This is a genomic window from Brucella pseudogrignonensis, assembly GCF_002252525.1.
In the GTDB taxonomy this organism is placed as follows: Bacteria; Pseudomonadota; Alphaproteobacteria; order Rhizobiales; family Rhizobiaceae; genus Brucella; species Brucella pseudogrignonensis.
Window position 1 is genome coordinate 38,419 of record NZ_NNRM01000011.1, and the last position, 21,135, is coordinate 59,553.

The following is a 21,135-nucleotide window of genomic DNA, read 5'->3' on the forward strand; positions in this document are numbered from 1 at the left end:
ATGACTGATACTGTTCTCAAAGCAACGGCGACAAACCATCAGGCAAAAGCGCCGGCCCTCAACAGCCTTTCGGCGGTCGTTCTGGCGATTGCCATTGCTGGATTGATCGTAGCACCCTTCATGGTCTATCCGATCTTCCTGATGAAGATGCTGTGCTTTGCGCTCTTTGCCTCCGCATTCAATCTGCTGCTCGGCTATACCGGCATTCTATCATTTGGCCATGCAGCCTTCTTCGGCGGTGCTGCGTATGTCACAGCACATGCCGTCAAAGTATGGGGTGTAACACCCGAAATTGGCATCCTGCTTGGCGTCGTGGCTGCGGCCGTTCTCGGCCTCATCATCGGCTATCTCGCTATTCGCCGCCAGGGCATCTATTCAACGATGATCACGCTGGCGCTGGCGCAGATGTTCTTCTTCTTCTGTCTGCAAGCGGCCTTTACACACGGCGAAGACGGTCTTCAGGGTGTGCCACGCGGCTATCTCTTTGGCTTTATCGACCTTAATCAGCCGATGAATATGTATTATTTTGTACTGGCTGTGTTTGTGATCGGGGTCTTTGCGATCTGGCGCATCATCAATTCGCCTTTCGGCATGATCCTCAAATCAGTCCGCGAAAACGAAAACCGCGCCGTGTCGCTGGGCTATTCCGTCAATCACTACAAGCTTGCAGCCTTTGTCATGTCGGCAGCACTTGCAGGACTTGCAGGCGGCATGAAGGCACTTGTCTTCCAGTTTGCCACACTCACCGATGTGGGCTGGCAGATGTCGGGCGAAGTGATCCTGATGACGCTGCTTGGCGGAATCGGAACGCTGATCGGCCCAATCGTCGGCGCAGCCTTCGTGGTCGCTCTTCAGAACTATCTCGCAACCTCCGACTTCCCCGTGACAATCGTCACTGGTGTCATCTTCATGGCCTGCGTTCTGCTCTTCCGTAGAGGCATCGTGGGCGAGTTCTATGCATCGCGGCTTGGAAAGAAATTGTTCGGATAACCGGCACTTCCGGAGCCGCATGTTCATAAGATAGCGGCTCCACCTTTTTACTGGATATGAAATCATGACCGACACCTACGATTACATCGTGGTTGGCGCGGGCACGGCTGGCTGCGCCCTTGCGAACCGCCTTTCCGCAGATAAGAACCGTTCCGTGCTGCTGCTTGAAGCAGGTGGCAAAGACAATTACGCGTGGATTCATATCCCCGTCGGCTATCTTTACTGCATCGGCAATCCGCGCACCGACTGGTGTTTCACCACAGAAGCGGAAGCAGGCCTGAATGGGCGCTCGCTCGGCTATCCGCGGGGCAAAGTGCTTGGTGGCTGCTCCTCCATCAATGGCATGATCTATATGCGCGGACAGGCACGCGATTATGATCTGTGGCGACAGGCCGGTTGCGACGGCTGGGGCTGGGACGACGTGTTGCCCTTCTTCAAAAAGTCAGAAGACAATTTCGCAGGCGCAGATGATCTGCATGGCACAGGTGGCGAATGGCGTGTCGAAAGTGCCCGCCTGCATTGGGATATTCTGGATGCTTTTCGTGATGCAGCGGTTGCTGCCGGAATTCCAGCAACCGACGATTTCAATCGCGGTGACAATGAAGGCGTGTCCTATTTCAAGGTCAACCAGAAGCGCGGAATTCGCTGGAATACGGCCAAAGCCTTTCTGCGCCCGGCTCTTGATCGCCCGAACCTGCGCGTTGAAACCGGCGCCCATGTTCGCCGCATCGAGATCGAAGAGCTGCGGGCAACCGGCGTCACTTTCGATCAGAATGGGACAACCCGGACCGTCAAAGCAAAACGCGAGATTATTTTGGCAGCAGGTGCCGTCGGCTCGCCGCAGATATTGGAGCTTTCAGGCGTAGGACGTGGTGATGTGCTGCAAAAGGCAGGCATTCCGGTAAAACTCGAACGCAGACAGCTGGGCGAAAATCTGCAGGATCATCTGCAACTGCGCTGCGCTTATAAAGTTACCGGCATTCCAACGCTCAATGAAAAGGCGAGCAAGCTCTTCGGTAAAGCCATGATCGGGCTTGAGTATTTCCTGCGTCGCTCTGGCCCCATGTCGATGGCACCCAGCCAGCTCGGTGTTTTCACCCGTTCGGACCCATCCTATGAAACAGCCAATCTGCAATATCATGTGCAGCCATTGAGCCTTGAGAAATTCGGTGAAGCCGTCCACCCCTTCCCGGCCTTTACCGCATCCGTCTGTAATCTGCGCCCTGACAGCCGTGGTTCGATCCACATCAAGTCGCCTGATCACCGGACCCAACCGGCAATCCAGCCGAACTATCTTTCCGCAGAAAGCGACCGCCGTGTTGCAGCCGATTCGATCCGCCTCACCCGCCATATCGTGGCGCAGGCGCCTTTGCAGAAATATCGCCCGGAAGAATTCAAGCCCGGACCAAGCTATGAAACGCAGGAGCAGCTGGAAAAAGCAGCGGGCGATATCGGCACCACGATTTTCCATCCGGTCGGCACCTGCCGAATGGGTGTAGATGCTGAAGCGATTGTCGATCCGCGTCTGCGACTTAACGGCATTCAGGGACTGCGCGTGGCCGATGCCTCGGTCATGCCCGGAATCACCTCCGGCAACACAAACTCACCCACTTTGATGATTGCCGAGAAGGCCGCCCAGATGATTATTTCGGATAATTATTAGAACCAGATTCCGGTCAGCCCCGTGAGCGGAAATGGCAATCCGCTCACGGGGCTGTGAACGCAATTTCACAATCGCTGAATCTCGTGAAGCTGAAATAATTTTCCTTGTTTATTGCCGTGCAAACGGGAATTATCGGCATCAAGGTGGGCAGGGGGAGAAAGATCATCTAACATGATCACTTTCCGGGACCGGCTCTCCAAAAAACTTTAGACAAGGAAAATAAGAATGTCGTCAGTCCTTTCCCGCTATTCGCTGACCCGCCGCGCGGGTCTGAAAGCTGCCCTCTTCACCGCTGCAGCTCTAACAGTTGGTTTTGCGAGCGCGCCAAGCCACGCAGAAGACAAGACCATCAAGGTCGGCATCATGGGCGGCGAAGACGAAGACGTCTGGAAAGTCGTTGCCGAAGAAGGCAAGAAGCACGGCCTCAACATCGAGCGCGTGACCTTCAACGACTACAACCAGCCAAATGAAGCGCTGGAACGCAAGGAAATCGACGCGAACGCTTTCCAGCACAAGCCTTACCTTGACGAACAGATCAAGCAGCACGGCTACAAGATCAGCGTTGCAGGTTACACCGCTGTCTGGCCAATCGGCATCTATTCGCGCAAGATCAAGAGCCTTGATGAACTGAAAGAAGGCGCAGTTGTCGGTGTGCCGAACGACCCATCGAATGAAGGTCGTGCGCTCCGCGTTCTCGAAGCAAGCGGCCTTATCAAGCTGAAGCCGGAAGCAGGCATCCTCGCAACGCCAATCGATGTGATTGAAAATCCAAAGAAGATCGAAATCAAGGAACTCGACGCCGGTGTCGTCGGTCGCTCGATTGATGATCTCGATGTCGCAATCGTGAACAACGACTGGGCAGCTAAAGCTGGCCTGAAGAAGGAAGAAGCGATCGGTTGGGAATCCAAGGAAAACAACCCATACAACAACTTCATCGCGGTCCGCACCGAAGATGAAAATGCTGAATGGGTAAAGAACCTTGTTGCCTCCTTCCAGAACGACGCCGTCAAGGCCGAGCTGGACCGCGTTTACAAGGGCACAGGCATTCCAGCCTGGAACTAATTGCTATGAGTGACTGAAAGACCGCGCCGGAAAAAGCTTTTCCGGCGCGGCTTTTATTGACGTAAGCAAAAAAATTGCCCAAAAGCATCGGCGGTGAGCATTAGCTCCATGGCTTAGCCAGGCCTCATCTTTCCTTGAAGCCTTATCCGATTGCAGTTTGCCGCTGTTTTACAGCGGTGCATCTAACTATAGAAGAAACGACCGTGACCATTGAACAGCCACCTGCCGCATTAGCGCCCATCGTCGAAATGAAAGACGTGCGCCGAATGTTCGGCGAAACGGCTGCGATCAGCGGCGTCTCTCTTTCCGTCGCACGCGGCGAAATTCTCGGCATCATCGGTCGTAGCGGCGCGGGCAAATCCACGCTGATCCGCTGCGTCAATGGCCTTGAGAAGCCCGACAGCGGTTCAATCCTGATTGAAGGTCGTGAGATCACCGGCCTTGGTGAAGACGCGCTTCGCCCTGTGCGCCGCCGCATCGGCATGGTGTTTCAGCACTTCAATCTCATGTCGGCCAAAACCGTGGCGCAGAACGTAGCTTTACCGCTCAAGATTGCGGGTATGCCAAAAGCTCAGCGCATCAAGCGCGTGGCAGAACTGCTGGATCTCGTCGGTCTCTCCGACAAGGCGAAGCAATATCCGGCACAGCTTTCCGGTGGCCAGAAGCAGCGCGTCGGCATTGCGCGCGCACTTGCTGCCGAACCCGCCGTTCTGCTCTCTGACGAAGCCACCTCGGCGCTCGATCCTGAGACAACCCAGTCAATTCTGGCGCTGCTCAAAGATATCAACACCAAGCTTGGCCTTACCATCCTGCTCATTACCCATGAAATGGACGTTATCCGCCGCATCGCCGACCGGGTGATCGTGCTGGATCACGGCGCAATCGCCGAAGAAGGTCCTGTCTGGAAAGTCTTCGCCAATCCGCAGTCGCCCATCACGCAAAGCATGTTGCAAGTGCTGGAGCCGGAACTGCCTGCCGTGTGGCGCGAGCGCCTCGACAAGACCGGCGATCTTGCCATTCTCAAGGTCAAGCTTTCAGGAACCGCCGCCAAGGGCGCATTCTTCAGCGAAGCGACACTTGCGACCGGCATTGCGCTTCAACTGATCCATGGCGGTATGGATACCATTCAGGGCGAGCCGGTTGGAACCATGTTCATTGGCCTGCCCACGCAGGACAAGGCAAAACTAGACGCCACACTCGCCTATTTCAACACCCATGCAGACGCCACGGAGGTTCTCGGCTATGTCTCAGGCAATGCTTGATCTTCTCTGGCGCTCCTTCTGGGAGACCATGATCATGACCGGCTTTTCGAGCCTGATTTCGCTCGTCGTCGGTCTGCCGCTGGCACTCATTATGATTCTGACCGAACGTGGTGGCCTTGCGCAAAACCTGACAATCAACGCCATTCTCGGTGCCATCATCAATGGCTTCCGTTCAGTGCCTTTCATCATTTTGCTTGTGGCACTTATCCCGGTGACGCGCTTTGTTGTCGGCACATCGATCGGCACATGGGCATCCATCGTGCCATTGTCGATTGCCGCCATTCCCTATTACGCGCGTATCGCTGAAGTCTCGCTGCGCGAAGTGGATAACGGCCTCGTGGAAGCTGCACGATCGATGGGCGCAAACCGCTGGACGATCGTGCGTGAAGTGCTGGTGCCGGAGGCCCTTCCCGGCATCATCGCAGGCTTCACCGTGACCATCATCACACTCATTGGCGCGTCTGCAATGGCTGGTGCCATCGGTGCAGGCGGTCTAGGTGATCTGGCTATCCGTTACGGATATCAGCGCTTTGAAACGCAGATCATGATTGCTGTGGTGATTATTCTGATCATCATGGTGTGCGGAATTCAGCTCATCGGCGATTATCTCGTCAATCGTCTCGACAAGCGCAACCTGCGTTCACGCAGCTAAACTACAGACTGAGGGTGTTTATCGCACCCTCCGTCTAAAACCTGCTTCCAGCGTATTGCCATCAGGGTCGAAGACGAGAGCCGCATAATAGCCCATCTCTTCCGGCCCCTGATAGGCCGGTGAGCCGCTCTCCCTGCCGCCACCCTGAACTGCTGCCCGGAAAAAAGCCTCCACATCTTCACGACTGCTCGCATTGAACATCAGATGAAGATGGTTGCCCGGCTTGCCTTCAGGCACGCCTGCGTCTGCTTTCTGCCCTTTGTGTATCCATAGAAAGGGCACAGGTGCCCTCTCGCCTCCACTCACAAAGAAACCGCTATCCGAATGTGGAATAACAGCGAGCCCAAGTTTAGGCATGCAGCTTTCATAGAAAGAAAGGCTGCGGCGAAGGTCTTTGCTTTGAAAGCCGATATGATCGAAGAGCGACATAACAATGATTATATGTCGGCTTTTAATAAAGAAAAGCGGCGCCCCCTATTTTGGAGAGCACCGCTGTAATTATTCTTGTAAAAGATGGATTAGTGTCTGTGGGGATTTTTCGAATTTGACGTTTGAAACAGCATTAATGTCAGCCGGGATTCAAACGTCCAATCCAATCCACTAGCCGCGTGTGCGTGCCAATCCAGCCTTGGCAGGCTGATAGTTTGCATCAAGCTGAATAGCGCGCGAATAAGAATTCGCAGCCTTGGCCTTGTCGCCGCGCTGTTCATAGACCAGCGCCTGATTGGACCAGCTTTCAGCAACATTGCCATCAAGGGTGATCGCCGTGTTGAAATCGTCAAATGCGTTGTCGTAATCGCCCAGCGCCACATAAGAAATGCCGCGACCATTATAAGGTTCAGGTGCTGTTGAATTAAGCGAAATCGCTTTCGAGAAATCTTCAATCGCCTGCTTGTGCTGGCCCTTGGCCTGATAGATCAGACCACGGTTATGGTAGGCGCGGCCATCGGTCGTCTGCAACGAGATTGCCTGGTTAAAATCGCTAAGCGCCTGATCGAGACGTCCAGCCAGACGATAGACATTACCACGTCCGACATAAGCTGCATCATATTGCGGGTTGATCTGGATCGCGCGGCTGTAATCCTGCGCTGCCTTGCCGCTGTCACCCATATAACGATAAATCAGCGCGCGGTTTGCATAGGCCTGGTAGAAATTCGGGTTCAGCGCAATTGCCTGATCGAAATCACGCAGCGCTTCCTTATAACGGCGGGCCTTGCCATAAGCCGATCCGCGCACGTTGTAAGCTTCGGGATCGCGCGGGTTGCTCTGAATAACGCTGGTGAGCGAGCTGATGTTTTCGCTCGAACCTTGAGCACGATCAACCGTGCTCAATGCGCTATGCGTGTTGGAGCTTTGGCAACCAGCAACCGCAAGAGCCAGAACTGCCGTGACCGCCAATAGGCTGTTTCGTGCAAAATGAGAGCCTGTTGATTTTCCGGCCTTCTCAACAAAGTTCCCGGACGAATGCATCACCTTAAAGCGTGTTGGCAACGACAGCGTTCCTTTCTGCTTGATCGGAGCGAGGGACCTGAAACCCTGAACTTCCGTCAACTTTGTCCCCGGCTGATACAACAGCCACAATACTATATTTGTCTCTATAGCACAGCAAAAGGCCGCAGGAAAAACTGCGCCTTGAAATGCACCCGAAAAACGAAACCGGCTTTCGGATAAGATAGGCGTAAACTCAACTCTTGGAAGCCCGGATCTGATACTATCGGATCTTTGCTCCAGATGGATCAACGCCACAATAAAGGTCAGTATATGGCGGCCCGCTGACACTTCAAATCGGCATGTCTTATCTCGTGAAGCAAACCGAGATCATGCTCTGACCTTCAGACATGCAAAAACCGGCGCGAGCCATAAGCTGCACCGGTAAGCAAAAGGCGCCACAAAGGCGGCGCCAATCTCAGGTCACTTAGCGAGCTGCGGTACGACCGCCGCCGATAAGACCTTCACGCTGTGCGCGCTTACGAGCCAGCTTGCGAGCGCGACGAACGGCTTCTGCCTTTTCGCGGGCGCGCTTTTCAGATGGCTTTTCATAATGGCCACGCATCTTCATTTCGCGGAAGATACCTTCGCGCTGCATCTTTTTCTTCAGAGCGCGGAGAGCCTGATCAACATTGTTATCGCGGACGAGTACCTGCACGTGTAATCCCGTATCGGTTAGAATTTCGGTTGAGCCTGAGGCTTTAAGGGCGTCTCTTAACGATGTTCAGTCGACAGAGTCAACTGTCTAAACGCCGAAAGGCTCCCAAGCTTCGCAACATAAACGCTGCAAATTGGGGCTGGCATTACCAGATGGCCCGGCTTTTGTCCACCTCAAGATAAGACTTTGCCCGGCCCTGGGTACAAATAATGGCTTCACGTCGAATTATAATGACCAAATCAGCCTTTATAGGCTAGAGAGCACGCGCTTTTCGCACAATTCAGCCTCATTGCTCCGTCATGAGCTACAGGCTGGTGAAATGTACCGCCCATCCCCATTCATTGATTCCTTCTGTCGAGATTTATGTCTTTCCACAAACGACTCGTTATTCAATTCACAGGCTATGAAGGCCTGCACCCGAAAGCCGTCCGCGTGCGTCATGCGCAAGCGTTGAAGGACTTCGACCGTTTGTGGCACGCAAAGACCAAATTGCCTCCGATGAAAGACGAGTCGGATGACTGCGGCAGTCTGACAGCGACGACCAATGGCAATGGCTGGCAAACGGAAACCGAATTCTGTCAGTTTGGCACCGCAGACATCTTTGACGACTACGCAGCCCGCTCTACACCCATGCGTATGCTGACGGGCTTCCGCGCCTTCATGAACATTTTCTTCACAGGCACCCTGCTCCGCTATCTGCTGACCAGCTGGCGCTTCGTGATGTTCTTCATGTGGCCGTTTCTGTTATCCATCGTCATTATCGCAATCGCGGCCATGATCGCTTCTGCGCCAATGCTTGCCGGTTTCCCATCCTGGAACCTTGTCTGGTCCCTGCCGCTTGCCGCAGTTATCGCCACATTGCTCGTGCGCTGGCCCGGCGACCGATTCTTCATGTCCTATCTGCTCGATGACTGGTCGGCTGCCTATGACCGTATCTATAGCCGCAACGACAAGCTCAAAGCACGTCGTCGCGCCTTTGCGGAAGCACTCAAAAAGAAGATTAAGGAAAGCAACGCCGACGAAGTGATTATCGTCGCCCATAGCCTCGGCACGGTTCCAGCCGTGGAAGCGCTGGCAGATGTTCAGCGTGAGCGCCCCGACCTGCTCACAAAGCAGCCTGTGTCTATGCTGGCCATTGGCTCATGCCTGCTGATGATCGCTCTTCATCCAAAGGCACGCGGCTTGCGCGAAGACGTGCGCGTGGTGATGAACGACAGCCCTGTGCTCTGGTCGGAGTTTCAGGTTCTCACCGACATCATCCACTTCTACGGCTCAGATCCGGCGAATGCGCTGAAGATAAAAGCTGAGAACCCGCCGCTCATCCATCGTATCCGCTTCAAAAACGTACACAGTGAAAACCGCTATAAGCGTTCAAAGGGCAATTTCTTCCTGATGCACCTGCTTTATATGCGCGGTGCCGAGAAGAAGAACTTCTACGACTTTGGCATGTTTCTGCATGGCCCGTTCTTCTTCCGTGAGCTGATGACAACCCACAAAGACAAAGCCGCCCCACTTGATGAAGAGGGACGGCTTCAAAACTCTTAAAGAGCAGCATTTACGCCTCTGGTGGCTCCACCACGGCGATGGTAAGCCATGTCGCCGTGAGCGCTGGCTTGATGGTGTTCTCAACTTCCAGCGTCACTTCGTAATGATTGACCACCCGGCCCGATGGGCGAATATCGGCATCGGCAAGCTTGAAACGGGCGCGTACGCGTGCGCCTGTCTTGACCGGTGACATGAAGCGCACTTTATCGAAGCCGTAATTAATACCCATGGTGGCACCTTGCAGCATCGGCAGCGCTTCAAAAGCCAGCGTTGAAAGCAGCGATAAAGTCAGAAACCCATGCGCAATCGTGCCGCCAAATGGCGTTTCCTTGGCTGCGCGCTCTGGATCAACATGAATGAACTGATGATCATCCGTTGCATCGGCAAACTGATTGATCATTTCCTGCGTGACTTCACGCCACTCGGAACATCCGATTTCCGTGCCGATCGCCTCGCGCAACTGATCGAGCGTAATTGCGTCCTTCATTCCCTCAAACTTTCTGCTGAACTGATAACGCCTTCTTTAACCTATAAAAAAGGCCCGGCAAATCATAACCTCACGCGGCAACCAGTATTTCACGGGCGATATCATCCCAATGGCCGAAAACGTGGCTCGCACCCTTGGAAGACAAGCGTTCTGCATGACCTTCATAGGTATGACCACCACCCGTATAGCCAAAGGCCGTCATACCGGCTGCAATCGCGCCTTCAACGCCAAACGGCGAATCTTCGATCACCACGCAGCGCGCCGGATCAACGCCCATCTTGTCGGCTGCAAAAAGGAAAAGATCAGGTGCGGGCTTGCCGCGCTTGACCATGCTCGATGAATAGACCGCATCACCGAAGTAATGGTTGATACCCGTCTTCTCCAAGCTGAATGCAATGCGCTCCGGCTGCGAGGAGGATGCAACGCAACGCTTGTGCGGCAGGATTTTCAGAAAATCGGCAATACCGACTGCCGGCTGCAAATGTTCGGCAAACAGAACCTTCGTTTCCGGCCAGAACTGACTCAAAGCTTCTTCTGGCAAACGATGGCCCGTCAGCCCGGCAATCATTTCAAGAATATCTGCCTGCTTCATGCCGATGCCTTTTGCAACCGTACCCTCCGGCAGCATCATGCCGTGATTGGCATAAACCTGCTCAAACGCGCGGCAGGAAAGCGGCTCGCTATCGACGAGAACACCGTCGCAATCGAAGATAACGAGGTCGAAGGGGGATGCGTTGCTCATAAAGGCTCCGATGGAATGCATATGGGGAATGCGTATTTTGTCGCGCCGATTTGAGATGCGCGCTTTTCACTGTTGATATAGAGACTGTTCGTCCATTGCGCATCTATAACAATATAAGCGTGACAAAATTATCGCGAAATAGATGGTTAGAGCATAAGTCCTGTCGGCGTGAAACGAGGATCGATAAGATTATGCTTCAAATAAAAACGGTTAGAGCGCCAATCTGGTTTTTTCAGATCGAAACGCACTAAGTAATTTGCGGAGACTCTCATGACGACGAATGTGGCACTGGTTGGGCTGGCGCGAGACTTGCAATTGCGCGCTGAAACCGGAAAACCAATCCGCATCGGTCTTATCGGTGCTGGTGAAATGGGCACGGATATTGTCACACAAGTCGCCCGTATGCCCGGCATCGAAGTGGGCGCCCTTTCTGCCCGCCGTCTGCCGAACACCTTCAAGGCTGTCCGCACTGCCTATGGCGACGATGACAATGCGCGCGAAGCCAATAGCGAAAGCGCTATGATCAGTGCCATCGAAAGTGGAAAGATCGCAGTCACCGGCGATAATGATCTGATCCTCTCCAATCCGCTGATCGACGTCATCATCGATGCAACCGGCATTCCGGAAGTCGGCGCTGAAACCGGCATCAAGGCCATCGAGCATGGCAAGCATCTTGTGATGATGAATGTCGAAGCCGATGTCACCATCGGGCCTTACCTCAAGGCACAGGCCGACAAACAGGGCGTCATTTATTCGCTGGGCGCTGGTGACGAGCCTTCCTCCTGCATGGAGTTGATCGAGTTCGTTTCAGCCCTTGGCTATGAAGTGGTCTCTGCTGGCAAGGGCAAGAACAACCCGCTCAATTTTGATGCCATCCCTGACGACTATCAGGAAGAAGCCGACCGCCGGAACATGAATGTCCGCCTGCTGGTCGAATTCATCGATGGCTCAAAAACCATGGTCGAGATGGCAGCCATTGCCAATGCAACTGGCCTTGTTCCTGATATTGCCGGGATGCACGGCCCGCGCGCCAGCATCGACCAGTTGAGCCAAACCCTTATCCCTCAGGCGGATGGCGGCGTTCTCAGCAAAAGCGGCGTCGTCGATTATTCCATCGGCAAAGGCGTTTCGCCCGGCGTATTCGTTGTGGCCAAGATGGACCACCCTCGCCTTAATGAGCGCCTTGAAGATCTGAAGATCGGCAAAGGCCCTTATTTCACCTTCCACCGCCCATACCACCTTACATCGCTGGAAGTACCGCTGACGGTTGCACGCGCCGTTCTGCATGGCAAATCCGATATGGTGCCGCTGCCAAAGCCGGTGGCGGAAGTCTGCGCGGTCGCAAAGAAAGACTTGCAGCCGGGCGATCATCTCGATGCGATTGGCCAATATTGCTATCGTTCATGGATCATGACGACACCGGAAGCACGCAGTGCCAAGGCCATTCCTTGCGGCTTGCTACAAAACGGCACCGTCACTGCACCAATCAAAAAGGGTGAACTCATCACCTATGCCAACGCAGCACCACAGCCCGGCTCTAAGATCGCCGAGCTGCGCGCATTGCAGGACAAGATGATCTACGGCTGATCGAATATTACCAGCACAAACAAAAACGGCGGCTCGAAGCCGCCGTTTTTGTTTCTTGCCAGAGCACCCAGGCCTTATGAGATTCGGGGAAATGGCGCGCCGAAAATGGTGGGGGTCGAGCACCGGAGCGGAGTGTACTTAAAGTACATGAGCACCGGAGCGCAGAACCCCGCCATTTGCAGGCCGCCAGAACCCGAATATCGAAGGCCTAGTGGTCGAGAGCTTTGACGATACTTTCTACCATTTTCTTCGCGTCGGCAAAGAGCATCATGGTGTTGTCGCGGAAGAACAGTTCGTTTTCCACGCCAGCATAGCCTGAGCCCATGCCACGCTTGATGAAGAGCACTGTACCGGCCTTGTCGACATCGAGGATCGGCATACCGAAAATCGGCGATTGCGGGTCGGTCTTCGCTGCCGGATTGGTCACGTCATTCGCACCAATCACGAAGGCAACATCAGCCGTCGCAAATTCCGAATTAATGTCTTCAAGTTCGAACACTTCATCATAAGGCACATTGGCCTCGGCCAGTAGCACGTTCATATGGCCAGGCATACGACCGGCAACAGGGTGGATTGCGTATTTCACTTCCACGCCTTCGGCCTTCAGCTTGTCAGCCATTTCACGCAGCGCGTGCTGTGCCTGTGCCACCGCCATACCGTAACCCGGCACGATGATGACCTTGGAAGCGTTCTTCATGATGAAGGCCGCATCGTCAGCCGAACCCTGCTTGACCGGACGCTGTTCCACTTCACCGCTGCCCGAAGCTGCCACGTCACCGCCGAAGCCACCAAGAATAACCGAGATGAACGAGCGGTTCATGCCTTTACACATGATGTAGGACAGGATCGCACCGGATGAACCAACCAGCGCACCGGTAATAATCAGCGCCAGATTGCCGAGCGTGAAACCAATGCCTGCCGCAGCCCAGCCCGAATAGGAATTGAGCATGGAAACGACAACCGGCATATCCGCGCCGCCAATCGGGATGATGATCAGTACACCGAATACCAGTGCCAGAATGACGATCAGCCAGAACACGAAATGGCTTTCGGTGTTGGTCAGAACGGCAATCAGGATCACGATTGCAGCCGCAAGGGCCGCATTGATGACATGACGCCCCGGCAGCATGATCGGCTTGCCCGACATACGGCCATCAAGCTTCAGGAACGCAATGATCGAACCGGTGAAGGTGATTGCACCAATCGCAACACCCAGCGACATTTCGATCAGCGCCTGACCGTGGATCTGACCCACTTCGCCAATGCCGAAAGAATGCGGTGAGTAAAGGGCTGCGGCGGCAACGAGCACGGCTGCAAGACCAATCAGCGAGTGGAAGGCTGCCACAAGCTGCGGCATGGCCGTCATCGCGATGCGGCGTGCAATCACTGCACCAATACCGCCACCAATGGCGATACCGAGGATAATCAGCACCAGACCGCCAAAGCTTGGACGTGCCAGCAACAGTGTGGTGACGATGGAGATACCCATACCGATCATACCATAGGTATTACCCTGACGGCTGGTGGTTGGGTGCGAAAGGCCGCGCAGTGCCAGAATGAACAGGACACCGGAGACCAGATAAAGGAAGGCTGCGAGATTAACGCTCATGATGGCTCAGCCCTCACTTTTCTTTTTTCTTGTACATGGCAAGCATACGCTGGGTAACCAGAAAGCCGCCAAAGATGTTTACGCTTGCAAGGATGAGCGCGATGAAGCCGAAGCCAGTTGCCCAGCCCGAAAGCGAAAGACCGACTGCAAGAAGTGCGCCGACCACTATCACCGATGAAATAGCGTTGGTAACAGCCATAAGCGGCGTATGCAGTGCAGGTGTCACCTGCCAGACAACGTAATAGCCGACGAAAATCGACAGAACGAAAATCGCGAGGCGGAAGACAAACGGATCAACCACGCCACCGGATGCAGCATGGGCGGCAGCCGCAGCTGCATCGCCTAAACCACCTGCATTTTCTGCTGCCTGCCTTACGGCATCTGCCGCCTGATTGAGGCTCTCAAGAGCTTTTTCGAGTGCTGTATCGGACATTATGCCTCTCCTCCATCAGCGGAAGTTTTTGCAGCTTTTGCCGGAGCTTTTCGGGTTGTCTTGGCGACAGGCTTAGCCGTGGCAGACGCCGCTTCCTTTGCAGCCTCTGCATTGACAGCAGGCGCCTTTGCCTTCGGCGCGGCTTTCGGCTTAGCGACCTTCTCAGCCACAACCGCTGGCGCTGCTTCGACTTCGGCCTTGGCAAACGCCGGATGCACGACTTTGCCCTCGTGGGTCAGAAGCGTTGCCTTTACCAGTTCTTCCTGCGGATCAAGCTTGAGAAGCTTTGCTTCCTTATCGACCAGCGTTTCGAGGAATGCATAAAGGTTGCGTGCGTAAAGCTGCGAAGCAGTCGCCGCGATCCGGCCCGGCACATTGAGATGGCCGACGATCTTCACGCCGTTCACATCTGCAACCTGACCGGCAACAGCACCTTCAACATTGCCGCCGCGCTCAACTGCCAGATCAACCAGCACTGAACCCGGACGCATGGCTGCAACCATTTCCTTTGAAACAAGACGCGGAGCTGCACGACCCGGGATAAGCGCCGTGGTAATGACGATATCCTGCTTGGCAATATGGTCAGCAACAAGTGCCGCCTGCTTCGCCTGATATTCCTTCGACATTTCCTTGGCATAACCGCCGGAGGTTTCCGCCGCCTTGAACTCCTCATCCTCGACAGCGATGAACTTCGCGCCAAGCGAGGCCACCTGCTCCTTTGCAGCCGGACGAACGTCGGTTGCAGTCACGACCGCACCCAGACGACGTGCGGTCGCAATCGCCTGAAGTCCGGCAACACCTGCACCCATGACGAAGACGCGGGCTGCAGGCACCGTGCCAGCAGCTGTCATCATCATTGGCATAGCACGGTCATAGACGTCGGCTGCATCAATGACGGCCTGATAACCGGCAAGGTTGGCCTGCGACGAGAGAACATCCATCACCTGCGCGCGCGTTATACGCGGCATGAATTCCATCGTGAAAGCGGAAATACCGGCCTTCGCAAGAGCTGCAACCGCTGCTTCCTGACCGTAAGGATCAAGCATCGCGAAAAGTGCTGCGCCCGGTTTATACCCTTTGAGTTCCGCATCGTTCGGACGGCGCACTTTCAGGATAACGTCTGCCGCTTTGGCGTCAGCCGTAGTTCCTATGCGCGCGCCTGCGCCTGAAAACTCGGTATCGATGATACGCGATTTTTCGCCTGCGCCTTTTTCCACCACGACATCAAAACCAAGCGCGATGAATTTCTTCACCGTCTCGGCAGATGCCGCAACGCGGGTCTCGTTGGGATCACTCTCTTTCGGAATGAATATAGTCTGGGCCAACTGGTTTCCCTTTCGTGGCTTAATCCGACCTCGCAGCCGGGCACAATCCGGGCTTCCGGGAAGAAGCCCCCTTAAAATGATGAAACAGACGACATGCATAAAGCCCCGGCAAGGTGCGAGCTGCACCCATACCAAGGCATTCGATCAAATCATGCGGATTATTGCTGGTTTAGATCCTTAGAGGAGGAACCAGGCAGCGGCGCAGATCAGAACAAACAGAACGGTCGCGGAGAAAAAACCACCCGCGAAAAAGCCGAACGCCATGGCAACAAGGAGGGCAACAACTGCCACTGTGCCCCATTTAAACACACCCATGAAACCAGCATAAGTTTTATCATGCTCTGGATAATCCATCGGCGCGCCGAGTTCAGCCGGAGCTGTAGTGTGATGTTCTGCCATTTTGTAGTTCCACCCATTCAGATAGTTTGACTATTCTTAGTCAGACTATCTGTGATCTTTAACGCGCATGCAACCTCAACCGGACCTTGCCTCAGGCTTTGGTCCCCGGCTGTTTGTCGCAGCGCCCCTCCACTCCGTCTGTGACCGCATATGCGGCTACGGCAGCTAACTAACCAGAATTTTCAGAAATTTCTATACTAAAATATTTAGAGCAACTTTCAAAAAGATTTAAATTATCAAAGGTAAGGATCATGCGTATAAATCGCATAGGCTCACCAAAAGATTTTATATGCCAAGGCCGGTATATTTCGCTGTTGGCAGGATCGTCAGCGGACCGACACCATTGCTCAGATTGCCAAACATCGCACGCCGCTCATGCGGCTGTGACTTGAAGAACGGGAAGCGGACAGCAACCGCGTCGCGAATATTGCGAATGGGTGCAGCGCCCAGTCCGACCTTGATGCCATAGCCCAGATGCTCACGCGCTTCGGCCATGACGGTGGTGCCGAAAATACGCTTATAGAATGCCATATGCTCTGGCTTCACCGATGCAAGACATTGATCCGCTTCAAAAAATTCCGAAGCCATCGCAGCAATGCGCAAGGTGACATAGGGAATAGCAGGATATTCGCTCAGCAGATCCGGGTCCGCTGCAAAGCGTGTCGGGTCAACAAAAGCCATGCCGCTATTGAGGAGAGGATCAAGAATATCGGGAAAGAGCGCATAGCTCGTGCCACGACGATGGTCAGGCGTGATGTAATGAATACGCAATGTACTCACCAATTGCCCGTCAATATGGATGCCAAAGACAAACGCATGACTGTCACGATCAATGTCATCAACAATCGATGGCACTTCCGCTTCATGCATCACGTTCGCACTTCGGTAAGACCGGTAACGCAGGCGTCCAATCTCTTCGAGATCTTCCGCGTGTACGATGCGTCGATATTCCACCCGATCCAGAAACTGCAATAGCTGCCGCGCGAAATTGGATAGCGGTGGTTGCCCACCAGAGACAGCTTCATTCGTCATTCAAATAGCATCCGCACCCCGTCAAATCAGTGCGCAGAATAAGGTGCTTTATAAGCGTGTAAAGGTGTAACTTTGAGTTTTTGTCACTTGCCAGTGACAGAAACTCTCATTCACCCTGGATCGCCCGACACGCAGCCGCCAATGCACCTTAATGAGAATTGGAATGGCCGCTGAAACGGCCACTCCCTCTTTGTGCCGATCACTGAATAGAGTTAGCCAGAGACTGGAACACCTCGATTGTTTCAGCTTTCACCTGCTGACCATCAATATTGTAATTGGCGTAGGCCGATGTTTTGACGATTACCACGCGTTTGGCCGGATTGACGTAAATAAACTGGCCGTAAATACCGACAGCAGCGAAATCACCTTGGGGCTCAACCGGAATCCACCATTGATAACCATAGCCAAACGGTATCTTGCCTGACGCATCTTTGCGTCCGGGCATCAAATACGGCTCGTCTGGCGTTACAGAATCGTGAACCCATTGCGCCGGCACGAGCTGCTCGCCAAGATAGTTCCGGCCTTCATTCATATAGAGCAATCCAAAGCGGGCATAATCACGCAGCACAGCATTAAGGCCACCCGCAGCGACAACTTCACCCTTTTGATCAGCAAGCCAATACGAATCATCCTCCACGCCAAGTTTCGACCAGAGCTTGTCCTCAAAGTATTTTTGTATTGGCACACCAGTCGCACCTTCCAGCACCAAGGCGAGAACTTGCGTATCTGCTGAGACATAACGATTGACTGTGCCTGGCTTGATTTCGTTCTTCAGATGCGCGGTGAAATCGATGACCGACCCGGTAACCATTTGCACAATGTAGCGCACGATATCCGAATTGAGATCGCCGTAATTTTCGTTGAAACCAATGCCAGACGACATCTGCAGAACGTTTTTGACTGTCACGCCCTTATAGCCACCCTCCGCGAGTACCGGCGCATAATGATCGACTGTCTCATCGAGTTTGATCTGACCATCACGCACCGCATTGCCGATCAGAAACGAAACGAACGATTTCGATACAGACATCGCGATGGACTGCGTTTTCTCGGTGTTACCGCGTGCATATTCTTCATGCACTATCTCACCATCCTTCAGAACAATGAAACCTGTTGTTTCCGTCCGTTTGAGAAAATCGGCAAGATTGTGTGTCTCGCCTTTATATGAATAGATTTCAGGCAATGGCCGCTCGGCCTTCGGCAGCGGACTGACATCACCCGCGCGCGCAACCCGGATCGACGGATAGATTTTATAGAGGGTGCGGAAATTTTCATCGATCACATCAGGCTTGAAAACCTGAGAATACTGATAAACCGCCCAATATTCGTGTAATTTCTTCCTAAAAATCGCAGCGCTGACAGCCGCGATAATAATGATTAATATTATTAAATATAAGAAAAAACGGAAAAGCCGTTTCATTTCCCCTCCTTGTTATTTTACTTATAAAGTAATAACTGAATTACTTACGCCGCTTAAAGACATAGCACTATCTTCACCTTTATTACAAGGAGGAAAATAGCTAAAGTTTGCTATGATAAAATAGGGGAATTATCGGTACTGATATGGTTTCACAGAATTGAAACCGCCAGACTTATCCAAAACTCCATCAGTATGCCTCATGGAGTTTTGGATAAGCCCGAGTGGCGATTGAACTTTTTCAAGGCGTGGATAGCGTCAGCATCTTCGCGCCTTGGTATTACTGCGCAAATGTGCGTCCGCCGTCGTGCGGCACGACAGCTTTGGCCGATGAAGTCCGGATTTCTGTTGCCGGAACAGGCTTACCCAACAGATAGCCCTGCACGAGGTCAGCGCCCGCCGCAACGCGAACTAGCGCCAGCTGCTCTTCTGTCTCGACACCTTCAACAGTTACGGCAAGGCCTAACTCGTGCGACAGCTGGGTAACACCGCGCAGCAGCATCAGAGAACGTCGGTCATTGGTGATATCCTGGACAAAGGAACGATCGACTTTGACCTTGGTCAGCGGCAAGCTGTTGAGATAGCTCAAGCTGGAATAGCCCGTACCAAAATCGTCCAGCGCAATGTTGATCCCGGAATTCTTCAGTCGCTGCAAGACCAACGAAGTCTGATTGCGATCAGCGATGATCGCACTTTCGGTCACTTCCACCTCAAGCTGCCTCGCCGGAAGGCCGGATTTCTGCAAGGCATTGGCGATATCGCGGGTAATATCGCTGTTTTTCAAATCAATCGCTGACAGATTGACCGAAACGCCAATCCGATCCCCCCATGTCATGCAATCGCGGCAGGCCTGCTCAAGCATGAAACGGGTGATTTGCGAGATAATGCCGATTTCTTCGGCCAATGGGATAAATTCTGCTGGAGGAACATGCCCCAGCTCCGAATGTTCCCAACGCGCCAGCGCCTCATAGGCCACGATACGCAGCGACTGTGCGCTGACGATAGGCTGATAGACGACTTTGATTTCCTGATTTTCAATAGCCAGACGCAAGTCTGCCTTCAGCTTCTGGCGACCGCGATATTTGGTATCCATGGCGTTCACAAACAGCGCCCATTGTTTGCCTTCCTCGCTCTTGGCTTCATAGAGCGCCAGATCGGCATTCATGTGCATATTGCCGACATCGCATTTATCAATATTCTCGGTCGCAACGCCCGCGCTGATCTCGATATGAACCTGATCGCCATTAAGATCGTAAACACCGCTTGCGACAGAGATAACGTGATCCATGATCGCCGCCACTTCTTCATCGCCATGAAGATTGAAGACGAAAACCACGAATTCATCGCCGCCAAAGCGCGATGCTACAAAGCGCTGCGGATCGAGCGAATTCAGCCTATCTGCAAAAAGCCGCAGAAACACGTCGCCCACATGATGGCCAAGCGTATCATTGACGTGCTTGAAGTGATTGATATCGATGACGATCAGTGCAGCAAGCGTATTTGGCTCCTGATGTATCCGGAGCGAGCGCACCATCGTTTCAAAGTAGTTACGGTTTGGCAGCCCGGTCAGACCATCAAAACGTGCCATATGCTGAATGCGCGCTTCTGATTCAACGCGTTGCGTGACGTCTTCAAACATCAAAACGACACCCGCATTGGATGTCTGATTACCGATACATTCGATATAGCGGTTATCTGCCAATTGCAGAATATCACGCGCTTTGCGGCCCGAAAGTAAATCCTGCATCCGTGTGCGGATGTTGTGCAGGTCATTATGCGGAAACAGGCCCTGTTTGGCACAATAGCGCAGCAAGACTTCCAGCCTGCGCCCACGCAGTTTGGTATGTTCAGCAATCTTGAGCAGCGATTTCGTCTTGTGATTGATGACCGCAATGCGCTGCTGTGCGTCGAACATCAACAGGCCTTGCGGCATGTTGTTGAGCGCCGCATCAAACCGGCTGGCAACAATAGACAGGCGGCGTTTTCCCATCACAGCTGCGAAAAGAAATTCGCGAAGCCCGTTAGCCATCTGAATATTGGACAAGAAGTATGGGATCAGCAGGAGACCAATCACAACGTGAAAGGGAGTCCCCGCAAGGATAAGCCCCGCAAGCACCGGGATCAGAGTGCAGGCCGACATCAGAACCACGGCTTTTGCCGAGGCATAATTGCGGCCAACGATCGATACGACCGAAGCCAGAAGGATGGTCAGGCTGGCCAGTTCTGCAAAAGAGTCGCGCAGAACATAGCTTGAAAAGAAGCAGAGCATCCCAAGCGTTGCGCAAACCAGCGAAGCGCCAACGAGATAGCGTGCTTCCCACTTATCGAGATCTGCATGAGACAGGGTACCGAGCTTTGCCTCATCGAATTTATGCATGTCATAGAGGCGGCCGAATGCGACAACTGTAAAAAAACCGGCAAATCCAAGAAAGCGCCAGTCTGCTGTTTTTACATAAATGACCACACACGCCACGACATGGGCGAGCAAACCAAACCATAATGTTGTGCGATTGCCATAAAGCGCACGCAAAAAAGAGAGCCGCACATCGGCAGGTATCTCAGGTTGAAGGCTACGCCACATCTCGTTGATTGTACCCCTTTCATAGGGGGTAATATGCCACTAATCACTTAAAAATACCTTTCGCAAAACTAAACCACAAGCTGTTATTGCAACTACCATAAGATGTAATCAGTTTATTATTAAGCAAACACCGAACAGCACAACCAGAAGTAAATAATGCAACCCTAAGATCTCAGATAGAGACATTTAATTTATTTATTGCT

The 21,135-nt window shown here is 53.3% G+C and carries 19 protein-coding genes; 7 read left to right on the forward strand and 12 right to left on the reverse strand.

Features of this window, described 5'->3' with window-relative positions; translation table 11 throughout:
- From CEV34_RS03460 to CEV34_RS03480, 5 genes are all read left to right on the forward strand, one after another.
- A complete protein-coding gene (locus CEV34_RS03460; protein ID WP_007876297.1) occupies positions 1 to 990 on the forward strand; it encodes a branched-chain amino acid ABC transporter permease in 990 nt (329 codons plus the stop codon).
- A 64-nt stretch (positions 991 to 1,054) separates the two neighbouring features.
- Positions 1,055 to 2,653: a GMC family oxidoreductase gene (locus CEV34_RS03465; RefSeq protein ID WP_007876299.1), complete on the forward strand. Its 1,599-nt coding sequence runs from the start codon at positions 1,055 to 1,057 to the stop codon at positions 2,651 to 2,653.
- Between the two features lie 225 nt (positions 2,654 to 2,878).
- On the forward strand, positions 2,879 to 3,715 hold the full coding sequence (locus CEV34_RS03470) for a MetQ/NlpA family ABC transporter substrate-binding protein (protein ID WP_007876306.1): 837 nt from the start codon (positions 2,879 to 2,881) through the stop codon (positions 3,713 to 3,715).
- 203 nt (positions 3,716 to 3,918) lie between these two features.
- Positions 3,919 to 4,977, forward strand: a complete 1,059-nt coding sequence (locus CEV34_RS03475; RefSeq protein ID WP_007876308.1) for a methionine ABC transporter ATP-binding protein — start codon at positions 3,919 to 3,921, stop codon at positions 4,975 to 4,977.
- Entirely contained in the window at positions 4,958 to 5,629 is a 672-nt protein-coding gene (locus CEV34_RS03480; RefSeq protein ID WP_007876310.1) for a methionine ABC transporter permease, read from the forward strand. Before CEV34_RS03475 ends, CEV34_RS03480 begins: the two co-directional genes overlap by 20 nt.
- Positions 5,630 to 5,647: 18 nt before the next feature.
- Here CEV34_RS03480 and CEV34_RS03485 read toward each other — a convergent pair whose 3' ends face one another.
- From CEV34_RS03485 to rpsU, 3 genes are all read right to left on the reverse strand, one after another.
- Positions 5,648 to 6,058, reverse strand: coding sequence for a VOC family protein (locus CEV34_RS03485; protein ID WP_007876312.1), 411 nt, complete (start codon positions 6,056 to 6,058; stop codon positions 5,648 to 5,650).
- Positions 6,059 to 6,229: 171 nt separating this feature from the next.
- The gene (locus CEV34_RS03490) at positions 6,230 to 7,099 is read right to left on the reverse strand and encodes a tetratricopeptide repeat protein (RefSeq protein ID WP_039860084.1); all 870 of its coding nucleotides are present in this window, start codon (positions 7,097 to 7,099) and stop codon (positions 6,230 to 6,232) included.
- A gap of 445 nt (positions 7,100 to 7,544) precedes the next feature.
- Entirely contained in the window at positions 7,545 to 7,775 is a 231-nt protein-coding gene (gene rpsU, locus CEV34_RS03495) for a 30S ribosomal protein S21 (protein ID WP_007876315.1), read from the reverse strand.
- Between the two features lie 363 nt (positions 7,776 to 8,138).
- Here rpsU and CEV34_RS03500 point away from each other — a divergent pair, with 363 nt between their 5' ends.
- On the forward strand, positions 8,139 to 9,320 hold the full coding sequence (locus CEV34_RS03500) for a hypothetical protein (RefSeq protein ID WP_007876320.1): 1,182 nt from the start codon (positions 8,139 to 8,141) through the stop codon (positions 9,318 to 9,320).
- A gap of 10 nt (positions 9,321 to 9,330) precedes the next feature.
- On the opposite strand, the gene CEV34_RS03505 is transcribed toward CEV34_RS03500, so the two are convergent.
- Positions 9,331 to 9,807: a MaoC family dehydratase gene (locus CEV34_RS03505; protein WP_007876322.1), complete on the reverse strand. Its 477-nt coding sequence runs from the start codon at positions 9,805 to 9,807 to the stop codon at positions 9,331 to 9,333.
- Positions 9,808 to 9,877: 70 nt separating this feature from the next.
- The gene (locus tag CEV34_RS03510) at positions 9,878 to 10,549 is read right to left on the reverse strand and encodes an HAD family hydrolase (RefSeq protein ID WP_007876324.1); all 672 of its coding nucleotides are present in this window, start codon (positions 10,547 to 10,549) and stop codon (positions 9,878 to 9,880) included.
- Between the two features lie 270 nt (positions 10,550 to 10,819).
- On the opposite strand from CEV34_RS03510, the gene CEV34_RS03515 reads away from it, so the two are divergent.
- Positions 10,820 to 12,136 carry a 1-deoxy-D-ribulose 5-phosphate reductoisomerase gene (locus tag CEV34_RS03515; protein ID WP_007876326.1) on the forward strand — a complete coding sequence of 439 codons (1,317 nt, stop codon included), beginning with the start codon at positions 10,820 to 10,822 and terminating at the stop codon, positions 12,134 to 12,136.
- A gap of 208 nt (positions 12,137 to 12,344) precedes the next feature.
- Here CEV34_RS03515 and CEV34_RS03520 read toward each other — a convergent pair whose 3' ends face one another.
- From CEV34_RS03520 to CEV34_RS03550, 7 genes are all read right to left on the reverse strand, one after another.
- Complete coding sequence (locus CEV34_RS03520) at positions 12,345 to 13,745, reverse strand: NAD(P)(+) transhydrogenase (Re/Si-specific) subunit beta (RefSeq protein ID WP_007876328.1); 1,401 nt, start codon at positions 13,743 to 13,745, stop codon at positions 12,345 to 12,347.
- Between the two features lie 13 nt (positions 13,746 to 13,758).
- A complete protein-coding gene (locus tag CEV34_RS03525; RefSeq protein ID WP_007876330.1) occupies positions 13,759 to 14,178 on the reverse strand; it encodes an NAD(P) transhydrogenase subunit alpha part 2 in 420 nt (139 codons plus the stop codon).
- Positions 14,178 to 15,503, reverse strand: a complete 1,326-nt coding sequence (locus CEV34_RS03530) for a Re/Si-specific NAD(P)(+) transhydrogenase subunit alpha (protein ID WP_007876332.1) — start codon at positions 15,501 to 15,503, stop codon at positions 14,178 to 14,180. The genes CEV34_RS03525 and CEV34_RS03530 overlap by 1 nt, the downstream gene beginning before the upstream one ends.
- A 177-nt stretch (positions 15,504 to 15,680) precedes the next feature.
- Positions 15,681 to 15,902: an aa3-type cytochrome c oxidase subunit IV gene (locus CEV34_RS03535; protein ID WP_007876334.1), complete on the reverse strand. Its 222-nt coding sequence runs from the start codon at positions 15,900 to 15,902 to the stop codon at positions 15,681 to 15,683.
- 285 nt (positions 15,903 to 16,187) lie between these two features.
- A complete protein-coding gene (locus tag CEV34_RS03540; protein ID WP_007876336.1) occupies positions 16,188 to 16,934 on the reverse strand; it encodes an N-acyl amino acid synthase FeeM domain-containing protein in 747 nt (248 codons plus the stop codon).
- Between the two features lie 199 nt (positions 16,935 to 17,133).
- Positions 17,134 to 18,354 carry a serine hydrolase domain-containing protein gene (locus CEV34_RS03545; RefSeq protein WP_094543219.1) on the reverse strand — a complete coding sequence of 407 codons (1,221 nt, stop codon included), beginning with the start codon at positions 18,352 to 18,354 and terminating at the stop codon, positions 17,134 to 17,136.
- A gap of 277 nt (positions 18,355 to 18,631) precedes the next feature.
- Positions 18,632 to 20,932 carry a putative bifunctional diguanylate cyclase/phosphodiesterase gene (locus tag CEV34_RS03550; RefSeq protein WP_094543222.1) on the reverse strand — a complete coding sequence of 767 codons (2,301 nt, stop codon included), beginning with the start codon at positions 20,930 to 20,932 and terminating at the stop codon, positions 18,632 to 18,634.
- Positions 20,933 to 21,135: the final 203 nt, after the last annotated feature.